Here is a 13,070-nt window from a genome sequence, read left to right on the forward strand (position 1 = left end):
AGGAACCCCCACGGCCCCGGCCCCGGACCCGCACCGAGCAAGCCGAGCCAAGAAGCCCCCACCCCACCCTCACCGCCCACCACATCACCCTCGCCTACGACGGCTTCACCGCCCTGGACGACGTGACCCTCAGCGTCCCCCCGGGTCGCGTCACCGCAGTGGTGGGCCCCAACGGCGCGGGCAAGAGCACGCTCTTCCACTGTCTGGCCGGCACCCTGCGCCCCGCCGCCGGACGCATCACCCTCGGCTCCCGCGACATCACCGCACTGCCCGCGCACGCCCGCACCCGTACCGGCACGGCCCGCACCTTCCAGCAACTGGCGGTCTTCCCGTCCCTGACGGTCGCGGAGAACGTCCGGGTGGGGGCGGAACAGGGAATGGGCCAGAGAGGCCGAAGAGACAGCATGGGCAGCAGAGGCAGCACCCGGGAGGCCGCCACCCGCGCCCTCCGTCTCCTGGACCTGACGGGCCTGCAGGCCCGGCCCGCGACCGGCCTCTCCACCGGCACCCTCAGACGCACGGAACTGGCGAGAGCCCTCGCGGGCGGCCCGCACACCCTCCTCCTGGACGAACCGGCCGCGGGCCTGGACGCGTCCGAAGTGGCGGCGCTCGCCGTGCTGTTGCGTGCCCTCGCGGCCGACGGCATGGCGCTCCTCGTCGTCGAGCACGATCTCGACCTGGTGGCGGGCCTCGCCGACACCGTGCACGTGATGGCCGCGGGCCGCATCGTGACGACCGGCCCCGCGGACGAGGTGCTGGAAGGGGCGCACTGAATGCGAGGCATCGAACTGCGCGGGGCCCGCGTCCACTACGGCCCCCTGGAGGCCCTGCACGGCATCACGCTGGCGGCCCCCGCCACCGCCCTCACCGTCCTCCTCGGCCGCAACGGCGCCGGCCGGACCACGGCCCTGCGCGCCCTGGCCGGCACGGTCCCCCTCTCCGCGGGCGCGGTCGTCCGCGACGGACGGGACATCACGCACCGCCCCGCCCATGAACGGGCCGCGCAGGGCCTCTGCTTCGTACCGGACCGCGGTGCGGTGTTCGCCTCCCTCACCGTCGCGGAGAACCTCGGCCTCGCGCACACCACGGGCGACTTCGCACGCGCCCTGGACGCCTATCCCGAGCTGCGCCCCCTGCTGCGCCGCCGTGCGGGCACCCTCTCGGGAGGCGAGCAGCGCATGCTGGCCCTCTCCAGGGCCCTGCTGTCGGACGCCGGGATCATCCTCGCGGATGAGCCGACCCAGGGCATGTCACCCGCCGTCGCGGCACGCACCTACGCACTTCTCGGCGGCCTGGACGCCTGTGTGGTCCTGGCCGAACAGCGGCTGCCGCCCGGCCTGCGGGAGGGCGCGGGCCGGACGGCGGTCGTGCACGAACTGCGCCGGGGCGCGGTCGTGTTCAGCGGGGAGCCGGGAGAGCTCAGCCGCGCCCGGTCGCGGTACGCCCCGGAATGATGAGGAGCGTGCCGACACCGAGCCGTTCGGGACGGCTCCCGACCTTGCCACGGTTGGCCTTGTACAGGGCCTGCCAGCCTCCCTTCACGTCGTATCGGCGCGCGATCGAGCTCAGCGTCTCCCCCGGCTTCACCTTGTGGACGCGGCGGTCGAACCGCTCGATGCGCACTTCCTTGGAGCAGACGGGCCAGGCGCCCCAGCCCTGGGTGCGCAACACCCTCTCGGCGACCTTGATCTGCTCCTTCCGGGTGGCGAGATCGGCGCGCGGCGCGTACTTGAGCCCGCCGTGCTCCTCCCAGGTGGGCTGCCAGAACTGCAGTCCTCCGTAGAAGCCGTTGCCCGTGTTCGTCTGCCATCGGCCATTGCTCTCGCACTCGGCGAGGCAGTGCCACGGCCCCTTGTCCAAGGAGCAGTCGTACGGCCTGGAGACGGCGCCCGACTGCTGCGGCGGAGCCGCGGACGCGGCGCCCGAGGGCAGCGACACGGCCGCGAGGATCGCGCCGACGACCACGGACACGGACCGGACACGCTTGATCGACTTCGGGTGCATCGGGTCACGCTAGGCGGCTCCGCGACGGGCTCGTGGCGTGCCGCGCCGCCACGGAGCCGACCCCCACCCGGTCGGACGATCGGATCAGACGCTCAGCCGCTGCCCCGGCACGATCATGTCCGGGTCGCCGCCGATGACGCGCTGATTGGCCGCGTACACCCGCTGCCAGTTCGTCCCGTGCCGGGCCGCGATGCGGCTGAGGGTGTCACCCTGCCGGACGGTGTAGTTGCCGGGGGCACCGCGCGTGGAGCCCCGGTCGGAGCGGTCCGCGGTCTTGCCGGGCCGCCGCTCGACGGCCTTGGGCGCGGGCCTGACCGCCTTGGGTGCGGGCTTCACGGCCTTCGGCACCGGCGCCGCGGCGGACGGCGCACTGCCGTACGCGCCGGCCCGGGCCGCACAGGTGGGCCACGCGCCCCACCCCTGCGCCCGCTGCACCTTGGCGGCGACGGCGATCTGCTGCGCCTTCGACGCCCTGTCGGCGGTCGGTGCGTAGGCCCCTCCGCCGTACGCACGCCACGTACCGGCGGAGAACTGCAGCCCGCCGTAGTAGCCGTTGCCCGAGTTGATCTGCCAGTTTCCGCCGCTCTCGCACCGTGCGATGCGGTCCCACACTCCGCTGTCCGCGGCACCGGCCTGGCCGGTCGCGGCGAGCAGGCCCAGCGGGGCCAGGAGTGCGGCCCCTCCGATCACTGCCGTCGTGCGCGTGCTCCTGGGACGTGCGGACATGAAATTCCCTCTCGCAGGACCCGGGCTCCCCCTGGCCGTACGGGCCCCTCACGCATCCGGCGCCTGGGGTCCGACCGGCCCCGCCCGCCGGTGTCGGTGCTGGAGCTGGCTGGTGCGACCGGCGGACGTACCCGAGCGGTGCTCGCTGCACACGGCGGTGGAATCTAGAAGTCCTCCCGTCCCGTATCAACCAAGTCCTTGTCATTCCAGGCCAGTTGGGCGTTACCGGCGGTATCGGCGAGTTTCGGCCACCCACTTCATTGGCCGATATCAGGATTTAGTGACCGCGCCCACCGACGATCTGTGACTCAGCTCACCGCCCCAACCTCTGTGCACCCAGCACCTGTTGGCGCGGAGTGACAGGTTCCGCGGCCCGTTTCACGCTCCGCTGCGGATGGTTCGATTCCGTTCGCCTTCGTGCGTGACCTGCGCCACTGATCCGCCGTTGTGTTCTTAAGAGCCGGACACCGTCCGGCCCGCCACACCCTCCCCATGCACCCCAGATGACGATTCCGAGGAGCCACCCGTGCCGCGCATGCTGGACGTCAGCGACGACGTACGCGCCGAGATCGGCGACGAAGAAGCCGACCGGCTGCTCGCCGGAGACAACACCCCGGGCAGCTACGACTGCACGTCCTGCCGCACCCCGGGCGACGCAGAACAGGAGCGCACCAGCACCGTCCTCTTCGTCGGCGACGAGACGGCCGTGCTCGCCTTCGCCCACTCCACCTGCCTGCCCTCCCAGATCGTCACGGTCTCCGAGGAGCAGCTGCAGGGCGCCGTCCGCTCGATCACCGGCGACGACGGCTCGGCGTCGTCCGACTCCGCGCCGAGCCAGGCCGTGCTCGGCGTGACCAGCGGCCTCGTCCTGATCGAGGGCGAGCTGCGCCCCGCCCTCGTCGTCGAGCCGACCGGAGCCATCGCCCGCCCCGGCGCCGCGCAGGGCGGCGGCGACGAGTTCCTGCCGCTCCTGATCGAGCAGGGCTTCATGCCCGTCACCTCGCTCGACTCCGTGCCGCCCGCGCTGCCCGGCTGGTCCGTGCTGCTCGCCATGGGCCAGCTGCACGCCATCCTGCAGCCCGGCACCGGCGGCGGCTCCCCCGTCGCCTGGTGGCAGGCGCACCACCCGCTCCAGGTCACCGAGGACTGGCGGACCGCGGCCAACAAGACCCAGACCGTGCTGCTCTTCGCGGCCCCCGTCGGCTCCATCGGCCGCCAGCCGCGCGAGGACATGCTGCGGGACGCGCTGGACAAGGCGGCGACCCACGGCCGCCTCGTCGCGTGCGCGCTGCCGCTCGCCGGAACCTGAGAGCCTGTGTCATAACCCCGCCCGGGCGGGGTTATGACACAGGCTCTGAGCGGCCGCCCACCCGCGAGGGCCGCCCGGACCCCGAATGCGCCGGTCACACTCCTGCCGGACGGGGAAAGCGGCGCGGCCCCCGCATCCGCACGGCGCCCGTTTCGTTGGCACATACGTGCATCCATACGACCCCTCCCCCCGCCACCGGCCGGCGTACCAGAGCCCCATCCCGTCCATGCGCACCGCGCAGGACTCGACGGGCAGCCACTCGGCCACACCCATCTACGACGCGCTGTACTCGGAGTACCTCAGGGCCTTCCGGGCGTTGCCGGGCGACCGGAGCGGCGAGGAGGACCTGGGATTCACCGCCTTCGGTCCGGGGCCGTACGGCGTCCAGCACCGCGTCGACGGACGGCACGACCCGCGCTACGGCGGCCAGTTCCACGTGGCGCGCTACGGTCAGCACGAGCACCACGCCACGGGCCACCACCAGTTCCCCGCGGCCCTGCCGCCCGGCCCGCGCCGCGATCACTGAGCGCGCCCGCCCGGACAGCCGAATGCCCGGCCTCCCCACGACGGGGGGGCCGGGCATTCGGCGTTCGTACGAAGGCGCCCGCGGGCGTCCTTACTTCTTGCGGCCGCGCTTCTCGCGCACCCGCACCGAGACGTGGATCGGCGTGCCCTCGAAGCCGAACTCCTCGCGCAGACGGCGCTCCAGGAAGCGGCGGTAGCCCGCCTCGATGAAGCCCGACGCGAAGAAGACGAACCGCGGCGGCTTGGTGCCCGCCTGCGTGCCGAAGAGGATGCGGGGCTGCTTGCCGCCGCGGACCGGGTGCGGGTGCGAGGCGACGATCTCGCCGAGGAACGCGTTCAGACGCCCGGTCGGCACGCGCGTCTCCCAGCCCTCCAGCGCCGTCTCGATCGCCGGGACCAGCTTCTCCATGTGGCGCCCGGTGGCCGCCGACACGTTGACGCGCGGGGCCCACGCCACCTGGGCGAGCTCCGTCTCGATCTCCCGCTCCAGGTAGTAGCGGCGCTCCTCGTCGAGGGTGTCCCACTTGTTGTAGGCGACGACGATCGCGCGGCCCGCCTCGACGGCCATCGTCACGATGCGCTGGTCCTGGACCGAGATGCTCTCGGAGGAGTCGATGAGGATCACCGCGACCTCCGCCTTCTCGACGGCGGCGGCGGTGCGCAGCGAGGCGTAGTAGTCCGCGCCCTGCTGGAGGTGGACGCGCTTGCGGATGCCCGCCGTGTCGACGAACTTCCAGGTCACGCCGCCCAGCTCGATGAGCTCGTCGACCGGGTCGCGGGTGGTGCCCGCCAGCTCGTTGACGACCACGCGGTCCTCGCCCGCCACCTTGTTGAGCAGCGAGGACTTGCCGACGTTCGGACGGCCGATGAGCGCGATGCGGCGCGGGCCGCCGATGGCCGCGCCGAAGGTCTGCGCGGGGGCCTCGGGCAGCGCCTCGAGGACGGCGTCCAGCATGTCGCCGGTGCCGCGGCCGTGCAGCGCGGAGATGGGGTGCGGCTCGCCGAGGCCGAGGGACCACAGGGCGGTGGCGTCGGCCTCGCCGGACGGGCCGTCGACCTTGTTGGCACAGAGCACGACGGGCTTGCCGGCCTTGCGGAGCAGGCGCACGACGGCCTCGTCGGTGTCGGTGGCGCCGACCGTGGCGTCGACGACGAAGACCACGGCGTCCGCGGCCTCGATCGCGTACTCCGCCTGGGCGGCGACGGACGCGTCGATGCCGAGCACGTCCTGCTCCCAGCCGCCGGTGTCGACGAGCTTGAAGCGGCGGCCCGACCACTCGGCCTCATAGGTGACGCGGTCGCGGGTCACGCCGGGGCGGTCCTCCACGACGGCCTCGCGGCGGCCGATGATGCGGTTCACCAGAGTCGACTTGCCGACGTTCGGGCGGCCGATGACGGCGAGGACGGGCAGCGGGCCGTGGCCCGCCTCCTCGATGGCGCCCTCGACGTCCTCGATGTCGAAGCCCTCTTCGGCGGCGAGCTCCATGAACTGTGCGTACTCGGCGTCGCCGAGCGCCCCGTGGTCGTGCTCGGCGAAGCCGTCGCCCTCGGGCTGGATCTGGTCGTTCATGAAGTCCGTACCTCGTCGTTCATCGTGGTGATCGGTGCACCGGCTGCGTATCGGGCCCGCGCACTACTTGATAAGTCTCGCTCAGCGCCCGGTCAGGCGCCTGGCGTTTTCCAGGTGGGCGGTGAGGCGCTCCTGGATGCGCACGGTCGCTTCGTCGAGCGCCTTGCGCGTACGTCGCCCGCTGCCGTCGCCCGCCGCGAACGGGTCGCCGAAGACGACGTCGACCCGGCTGCGGAGCGGAGGCAGCTGCTTTATCAACCGTCCGGGACGGTCGGTGCTTCCCAGCACCGCGACCGGCACGATCGGGGCGCCGCCCCGCACCGCGAAGTACGCGAGCCCGGCCCGCAGCGACGCGAAGTCGCCCTCTCCCCGGGTGCCCTCCGGGAAGATCCCGAGGACGCCGCCCTGCTCCAGGACGTCGACCGCCCGGGTGATGGCCATGCGGTCGGCGACCGAGCGGTCCACCTTCAGCTGGCCGATCCCGTGCAGGAAGGATCCGAGCGGGCCGATGAACGCTTCCTTCTTGATCAGGAAGTGCGTCGGCCGGGGCGCGACACCCATGACCATCGGGCCGTCCACGTTGTGCGAGTGGTTGACGGCCAGGATCACTGGGCCGCTCGCGGGCACCCGCCAGGCACCGAGCACGCGCGGCTTCCACAGGCCGTACATGAGGCCGACGCCGATCCTGCGGCCGACCTCGGCGCCCCGCTCGGAAGCCCCCCGCTCGGAGGGAGCCTCGCTCACTTCGCGGCCCGCTTCTCCTCGACGAGGGTGACGACGCACTCGATGACCTGCTGGAGCGTGAGCTCGGTGGTGTCGACCTCGACGGCGTCGCCGGCCTTGGCCAGGGGGGACGTCTTGCGGCTGGAGTCGGCCGCGTCCCGCTTGATCAGGGCTTCCTGCGTCGCCTTGACGTCGGCGCCCTTCAGCTCGCCGGAGCGGCGGGCGGCGCGCGCCTCGGGCGACGCGGTGAGGAAGATCTTCAGGTCGGCGTCGGGCAGCACGGTCGTGCCGATGTCCCGGCCCTCGACGACGATGCCCTTCTCGGCCGAGACAGCGATGGAGCGCTGCAGCTCGGTGATGCGGGTGCGCACCTCGGGGACGGCGCTGACCGCGCTGACCTTCGAGGTGACGTCGGTGGTGCGGATCGGCCCGGCGACGTCCGTGCCGTCGACCGTGATGGTCGGGGCGGCCGGGTCGGTGCCGGAGACGATCTCGGGCTTGCCCGCGACGGCGGCGATCGCCGTCGGGTCGGTGAGGTCGATGCCGTTGTGCACCATCCACCAGGTGATGGCCCGGTACTGGGCACCGGTGTCCAGGTAGCTGAGGCCGAGCTGGGCAGCGACAGCCTTCGAGGTGCTCGACTTGCCCGTGCCGGACGGTCCGTCGATGGCGACGATCACGGCTGCCGGGGCGGCGGTTTCGGCTGTTTCCACGGGGCTGTGGGCACCTTTCGCTGTACGCGGGCCAGGGAAGCGGGGCGCGAATGCGCCCCGCACAAGGTTACTGGCTCGCACGCCCTGCCCCGACAGCACCTTCGCGGGCCCGCTACTGCCGGATCGACCAGCCCCGCTCCCGCAGCGCCACCGTCAGCACCGGGGCGGACTGCGGCTCGACCATCAGCTGTACCAGACCCGCCTGCTGCCCGGTCGCGTGCTCGATGCGCACGTCCTCGATGTTGACGCCCGCGCCGTCCGCGTCGGCGAAGATCCGGGCCAGCTGACCCGGCTGGTCGTCGATGAGCACCGCGACGACCTCGTACGCGGCCGGGGCGGCGCCGTGCTTGCCCGGCACCCTGACCTGTCCCGCGTTGCCGCGCCGCAGCACCTTCTCGACGCCGGTGGCGCCCTCGGTCCGCTTCGCGCTGTCGGCGGACTGCAGCGCGCGCAGCGCCGACACCGTCTCGTCGAGGTCGGAGGCTACCTCCGCGAGCAGGTCGGCGACCGGTCCCGGGTTGGCGGAGAGGATGTCGATCCACATCCGGGGGTCGGAGGCGGCGATCCGCGTGACGTCGCGGATGCCCTGGCCGCACAGCCGTACCGCGGACTCCTCGGCGTGCTCCAGGCGGGCCGCGACCATGCTGGAGACCAGGTGCGGCATGTGCGAGACGAGGGCGACCGCACGGTCGTGGGCGTCGGCGTCCATGACGACGGGCACGGCCCGGCAGAGGGCGACGAGCTCCAGGGCGAGGTTGAGCACCTCGGTGTCGGTGTCCCGGGTCGGGGTGAGCACCCAGGGCCGGCCCTCGAAGAGGTCGGCGGTGGCGGCCAGCGGGCCGCTGCGCTCGCGCCCCGACATGGGGTGCGTGCCGATGTACGTGGTCAGGTCGAGGCCGAGCGCCTCCAGCTCGCGGCGGGGGCCGCCCTTGACGCTCGCCACGTCTATGCAGGCGCGGGCGGCCCCGCGGCCCATCACGTCGGCCAGCGTGGTGGCGACGTGGGCGGGCGGCACGGCGACGATGCACAGGTCGACGGTGCCCTCGGGCGGTGCGTCGGTGCCGGCGCCGAGCGCGGCGGCGGTGCGGGCCTGCCCCGGGTCGTGGTCGTCGAGGTGGACGGTGACGCCGCGGGAGGCGAGGGCCAGGGCTGCGGAGGTGCCGATCAGGCCGGTGCCGATGACGAGGGCGGTTCTCACTGGGCGATGTCCTTGCGGAGTGCGGCCGCGGCGCCGAGGTACACGTGCGTGACCTCGGAGCGGGCCCGGTCGGTGTCGATGTGCGCGAGGAGGCGGACGACCCGGGGCAGGGCGCCCTCGATGTCGAGCTCCTGCGCGCAGATCAGCGGTACGTCGACGATGCCGAGTCCGCGGGCGGCGGCCGCGGGGAAGTCGGAGCGCAGGTCCGGCGTGGCCGTGAACCAGATGCTGATCAGGTCGTCCTGCGTCAGTCCGTTGCGTTCGAGGACGGCCGTGAGCAGCGCGCTGACCTGCTCGCCCATGTGCCCGGCCTCGTCCCGCTCCAGCTGGACGGCGCCCCGGACCGCTCGTACCGCCACGTCACTGCCCTTCTTGTCCCGCGTACGCCTTGGATGAGTGTCAAGCCTATCCAGCACCCGGCGCGGGAGTGCGCGGCGCCCGTCTGCCGAGACGGGCGCCGCGCACCATACCGGGGTGGGTCAGAGCTGCTGCTGCCTGATCAGGTCCTCGAGCGACCCGGAGGGCACCTGGCCCTCGGGGGTCAGCTTGTCGACGGCCTGCGGCAGCACCCGAGCGATCTCGTTCGCGGCCTGCTCAGGGGAGACTCCGGCCTCCTCGGCGACTTGGCGGAGGGTGTCGTCGGGCAGTGCCTGCTGCAGCTGCGCGCCGGTCACCTCCTTGTTCTCTCCGGCGCCGACCCAGGACCGGGACTGATCGGCGAGTCCGGCCTTGTTCAGCCCGTCGAGGAGGCCGGAGAGCGGGTTGCTCCCGCCCGCGCCGCCCTTGCTCATCAGGGCGCCGAGCAGCGCGGCGAGGATGTTGCCACCACCGCCGGACGAGCCGCCGCCCTGCTGGCCGCCGCCCAGGAGACCGCCGAGAAGGCTGCCCAGATCGTTACCCGCCATGGTCCTGCCTTTCGCGTGGAGGGCCGGGCCCGCACCGCGTCCGCCGCGGACCTCGGACCCTGCCAATGTCGCCCGAATCGCCCCCTGTCGCCACTTGGACCGATTAGTGGTCGTTCACCCCTGGACGGGCGGCCCCGGGTCCGCTTGCATGGAGGGTCGGCAGGTGCCGCGCCTCGGGGGAGGCCCGTATGAAGCGCTCAGGTCCACTCCTCACCCTTCTGACCGGGCTGCTGCTCGCCCTGTTCATGCTGTCGCTCAACGCGACGACGGAGACGGGCAGTTCGTCGTACGGCGGGGACGCGCCCGACACCGCGGCGTCCTCCCCCGCCAAGGGCACGGCGAAGGGCACGCCGAAGCCCTCCGCGCAGCCGACGCGGTCACCGGCCGCGAAGCCGCCGTCGAAGGCCGAGTACGCGGGCCGCACCGACGACGACACCTCCGCGGTCTCCATCTCGGTGCGCGACAGCAAGGCCATCGCCTACTACTGCGACGGCCGCGACACGGAGTCCTGGCTCAAGGGGAACGTCGAGGACGACGGCTCGATGCGCCTGACCGGCAAGCACGGCGCGAAGCTCGACGGGCAGATCACCGGCAAGAAGGTCCGCGGCACCGTCGACGTCGACGAAGAGACCCGGAAGTTCACCGCGGACAAGGCCGTCAAGCCCTCCGGGCTGTACCGCGCCACGACCGAGGTGCGCGGCGCGCAGCTCGACGGCGGCTGGATCGTCCTGCCCGACGGTCGGCAGGTCGGCATCCTCAAGCGCGACGGCAAGCCCGCGAAGGCCCCGCGGATCGACCCCGGGACCGGCACCGTCCGGGTCGACGGCGACGTCGTCACCGCCCGCCCCGTGACGCCCTAGCGACCCGTACCGCCGTGAAGGGAGACCCGCATGAGCGTCGACCCGAGCGCCCCCACCCAGGGCGGATTCCCCGTGCCCCCTGGCGCGACCGGCCACCGCAGAGCGGGCGCCGCCCGCTATCTGCTGCCCGCGCTGACCGCCGCGGCCGTGGCCGTCGGCCTCGGCGCGTACGGCAAGGCCCACGATCCGGCGGGCACCGCCTTCAACCTGGCCGGGTTCAGCAGCACGAGCGCCGTCAAGGCCTGGCTGGGCACGACGGCGTTCGCCTTCGCGCTGCTCCAGGTCGTGTCGGCGCTGATGCTGTACGGGCGGCTCCCGGGGCCCTCCTGGTCGGCGGCGCTGCACCGCTGGGCGGGCCGGATCGCGTTCCTGGTCTCCGTCCCCGTGGCGGTGCACTGCCTCTACGCGCTCGGCTACCAGACGTACTCGACGCGCGTGCTGTGGCACTCGCTGCTCGGCTGCTTCTTCTACGGGGCGTTCAGCGCCAAGATGCTGCTCCTGCGCACGGAGCGGCTGCCGGGCTGGCTGCTGCCCGTGGTCGCTGGCCTGGTCTTCGCCGCGCTGACGGGCATCTGGCTCTCTTCGGCACTGTGGTTCTTCCGCACGTTCGGGGTGACGGCATGAGCGGGAGCGCGTCGCGGCGGGCGGTCCTGGCGGCGGGTGCGGTGGCGCTCGCGGCGGGGTGCACCAAGTACGGCGACGAGGGGGCGGAGCCGGCGCCGCCGGAGTCTCCCGCGTCGGACGGCGGCACGCCCGCCTCGGAGACGTCGGCGGCCGACGGGGAGCCCGCGGGCCCGGAGCTGGCCAAGACCTCCGAGGTGCCGGTGGGCGGCGGCAAGGTCGTCAAGGACAAGAAGGTCGTCGTGACGCAGCCGGAGAGCGGCACCTTCAAGGCCTTCTCCGCGGTCTGCACCCACTCGGGCTGCATCGTCGCGGAGGTGGCGGACGGCACGATCAACTGCCCCTGTCACGGCAGCAAGTACCGGGTGGCCGACGCGTCGGTGGCGGACGGGCCCGCCCCGCGCCCGCTGCCCGCGGAGAAGATCACGGTCACCGGAAATTCGATCACCCTGGGCTGACGCGGGGCCGTACGCTCCCCTCCATGCACCCTCAGGACCTGGTACGCGACCACACCGTCTACTCCTGCGTGATGGGTTCGCGCGCCTTCGGCCTGGCCACGGACGACAGCGACACCGACCGCAGGGGCGTCTTCCTGGCTCCCGCACCGCTGTTCTGGCGCTTCGAGAAGCCCCCGACGCACGTGGACGGCCCCGCCGAGGAACAGTTCAGCTGGGAGCTGGAGCGTTTCTGCGAGCTCGCCCTGCGCGCCAATCCGAACGTCCTGGAGTGCCTGCACTCCCCGCTCGTGGCGCACGTCACGGACACCGGACGCGAACTCCTCGCGCTCCGCGACGCGTTCCTCTCCCGCCAGGCCCACGACACGTTCGCCCGCTACGCGCTGGGCCAGCGCAGGAAGCTCGACGCCGACATCCGCACGCACGGCGCCCCGCGCTGGAAGCACGCCATGCACCTGCTGCGGCTGCTGATGTCCTGCCGCGACCTGCTGCGCACCGGCGAGCTGACGATCGACGTCGGCGACCAGCGGGAGCCGCTGCTCGCGGTGAAGCGCGGCGAGCGGTCCTGGCCTCAGGTCGAGGCGTGGATGAACCGTCTCGCCGCCGAGGCGGAGGACGCGGCCGCGCACTCCCCGCTCCCCGCCGGGCCCGACCGGGAGCGGATCGAGGACTTCCTGTTCCGCACGCGCCGGGTGTCAGCCCTGGAGGCGTAAGCGCACGACGAGGTCGTGCAGCGCGTCGTACGCCGCGTGGGAACCGGGCAGGGCTGACTCCGCCTGCGCCTCGTCCAGGAGAGCGTGCAGCCGCTCCACGTCGGCGGCCACGCGCGCGTGGTCCACGTCGGCGCCGCCGTGCTCGGCCTCGGCCTTGGCGGCGACGAGTTCGGGCAGGTACGCGGGGGCGTCCTTCACCTCGTCGACGAGCGTGGGCAGGTGGGCCGCCACGGTACCGGCGCGCATCAGGTGGAGGCCGGTGAGCAGCACGCGGAAGGTGTAGAGCAGCGGCTTGAGCTCGCCGTTCTTCTCGAAGAGCCGCCACTGGGTGTTGGCGAACCCCCGGTAGTGGTGGGCGTGGTGGCTGGTGAGGACGTCCGGCGCGAGCGCGACGAGCTCGGCGTGCGCGTCGGTGGTGTGCACGACCAGCGGGGAGAGCAGCTGTTCCAGGACGTATCCGTTGTGCCGCAGCATCAGCCGGACGAACTTGCGCAGGTCGTGCGTGACGAGGTCCATCTCGACGCCGTCCCTGTCCCACATCCGCGACCGTGTCTCGTCCGGCTCCCGCAGCCCCACCAGGTCGGTCACGGGCAGCAGGTGCACGCCCCGCAGGTCCACGTCCGAGTCGCGCGAGGGGAAGCCGTACAGGTGCGCTCCGGAGACCGTCGCGAAGAGCAGCGGGTCGGTCTGCTCGGCGACGACGGAGGTGAGGTCGATGTCGAGGTCGGGGCCCAGGTCCACAGTCATG

17 protein-coding genes are annotated in these 13,070 nt (G+C 72.8%); 8 read left to right on the plus strand and 9 right to left on the minus strand.

Annotated elements, in window-relative coordinates; translation table 11 throughout:
- Both AOK03_RS00005 and AOK03_RS00010 read left to right on the plus strand, forming a co-directional pair.
- Window positions 1–773: ABC transporter ATP-binding protein (locus AOK03_RS00005; protein ID WP_157868822.1), on the plus strand; the 773-nt coding region annotated here is incomplete at its 5' end.
- The gene (locus AOK03_RS00010) at window positions 774–1,454 is read left to right on the plus strand and encodes an ATP-binding cassette domain-containing protein (protein WP_055562993.1); all 681 of its coding nucleotides are present in this window, start codon (window positions 774–776) and stop codon (window positions 1,452–1,454) included.
- Here AOK03_RS00010 and AOK03_RS00015 read toward each other — a convergent pair.
- Window positions 1,420–2,004, minus strand: a complete 585-nt coding sequence (locus AOK03_RS00015) for a LysM peptidoglycan-binding domain-containing protein (RefSeq protein ID WP_055562994.1) — start codon at window positions 2,002–2,004, stop codon at window positions 1,420–1,422. The two genes, AOK03_RS00010 and AOK03_RS00015, sit on opposite strands and share 35 nt — an antisense overlap.
- Window positions 2,005–2,088: 84 nt before the next feature.
- A complete protein-coding gene (locus AOK03_RS00020; protein ID WP_055562995.1) occupies window positions 2,089–2,730 on the minus strand; it encodes a LysM peptidoglycan-binding domain-containing protein in 642 nt (213 codons plus the stop codon).
- 526 nt (window positions 2,731–3,256) lie between these two features.
- On the opposite strand from AOK03_RS00020, the gene AOK03_RS00025 reads away from it, so the two are divergent.
- Complete coding sequence (locus AOK03_RS00025) at window positions 3,257–4,039, plus strand: hypothetical protein (RefSeq protein WP_055562996.1); 783 nt, start codon at window positions 3,257–3,259, stop codon at window positions 4,037–4,039.
- 166 nt (window positions 4,040–4,205) lie between these two features.
- Window positions 4,206–4,565 carry a hypothetical protein gene (locus tag AOK03_RS00030; protein ID WP_063792383.1) on the plus strand — a complete coding sequence of 120 codons (360 nt, stop codon included), beginning with the start codon at window positions 4,206–4,208 and terminating at the stop codon, window positions 4,563–4,565.
- A gap of 90 nt (window positions 4,566–4,655) precedes the next feature.
- Here AOK03_RS00030 and der read toward each other — a convergent pair whose 3' ends face one another.
- The 6 genes from der to AOK03_RS00060 form a co-directional block, all read right to left on the minus strand.
- A complete protein-coding gene (gene der, locus AOK03_RS00035) occupies window positions 4,656–6,134 on the minus strand; it encodes a ribosome biogenesis GTPase Der (protein ID WP_055562998.1) in 1,479 nt (492 codons plus the stop codon).
- A gap of 81 nt (window positions 6,135–6,215) precedes the next feature.
- The gene (locus AOK03_RS00040; RefSeq protein WP_425264338.1) at window positions 6,216–6,917 is read right to left on the minus strand and encodes a lysophospholipid acyltransferase family protein; all 702 of its coding nucleotides are present in this window, start codon (window positions 6,915–6,917) and stop codon (window positions 6,216–6,218) included.
- Entirely contained in the window at window positions 6,875–7,570 is a 696-nt protein-coding gene (gene cmk / locus AOK03_RS00045; protein WP_079074356.1) for a (d)CMP kinase, read from the minus strand. The genes AOK03_RS00040 and cmk overlap by 43 nt, the downstream gene beginning before the upstream one ends.
- Before the next feature lie 112 nt (window positions 7,571–7,682).
- Complete coding sequence (locus AOK03_RS00050; protein WP_055563001.1) at window positions 7,683–8,768, minus strand: prephenate dehydrogenase; 1,086 nt, start codon at window positions 8,766–8,768, stop codon at window positions 7,683–7,685.
- Complete coding sequence (gene aroH / locus AOK03_RS00055; RefSeq protein ID WP_055563002.1) at window positions 8,765–9,127, minus strand: chorismate mutase; 363 nt, start codon at window positions 9,125–9,127, stop codon at window positions 8,765–8,767. The genes AOK03_RS00050 and aroH overlap by 4 nt, the downstream gene beginning before the upstream one ends.
- A 120-nt stretch (window positions 9,128–9,247) precedes the next feature.
- Entirely contained in the window at window positions 9,248–9,673 is a 426-nt protein-coding gene (locus tag AOK03_RS00060; protein ID WP_055563003.1) for a YidB family protein, read from the minus strand.
- A 188-nt stretch (window positions 9,674–9,861) separates the two neighbouring features.
- Here AOK03_RS00060 and AOK03_RS00065 point away from each other — a divergent pair, with 188 nt between their 5' ends.
- The 4 genes from AOK03_RS00065 to AOK03_RS00080 are packed head-to-tail and all read left to right on the plus strand — an operon-like array spanning window position 9,862 to window position 12,322.
- Complete coding sequence (locus AOK03_RS00065; protein ID WP_055563004.1) at window positions 9,862–10,533, plus strand: hypothetical protein; 672 nt, start codon at window positions 9,862–9,864, stop codon at window positions 10,531–10,533.
- A 30-nt stretch (window positions 10,534–10,563) separates the two neighbouring features.
- Window positions 10,564–11,157 carry a DUF6529 family protein gene (locus AOK03_RS00070; protein WP_055563005.1) on the plus strand — a complete coding sequence of 198 codons (594 nt, stop codon included), beginning with the start codon at window positions 10,564–10,566 and terminating at the stop codon, window positions 11,155–11,157.
- Window positions 11,154–11,612 carry a Rieske (2Fe-2S) protein gene (locus tag AOK03_RS00075; protein WP_055563006.1) on the plus strand — a complete coding sequence of 153 codons (459 nt, stop codon included), beginning with the start codon at window positions 11,154–11,156 and terminating at the stop codon, window positions 11,610–11,612. The genes AOK03_RS00070 and AOK03_RS00075 overlap by 4 nt, the downstream gene beginning before the upstream one ends.
- A gap of 23 nt (window positions 11,613–11,635) precedes the next feature.
- Entirely contained in the window at window positions 11,636–12,322 is a 687-nt protein-coding gene (locus tag AOK03_RS00080) for a nucleotidyltransferase domain-containing protein (RefSeq protein ID WP_055563007.1), read from the plus strand.
- Here AOK03_RS00080 and AOK03_RS00085 read toward each other — a convergent pair.
- The gene (locus tag AOK03_RS00085; protein WP_055563008.1) at window positions 12,305–13,069 is read right to left on the minus strand and encodes a nucleotidyltransferase domain-containing protein; all 765 of its coding nucleotides are present in this window, start codon (window positions 13,067–13,069) and stop codon (window positions 12,305–12,307) included. The genes AOK03_RS00080 and AOK03_RS00085 overlap by 18 nt on opposite strands.
- Between the last annotated feature and the right edge of the window lies 1 nt (window position 13,070).

This window comes from Streptomyces atriruber, from assembly GCF_001418325.1.
GTDB lineage: Bacteria > Actinomycetota > Actinomycetes > Streptomycetales > Streptomycetaceae > Streptomyces > Streptomyces atriruber.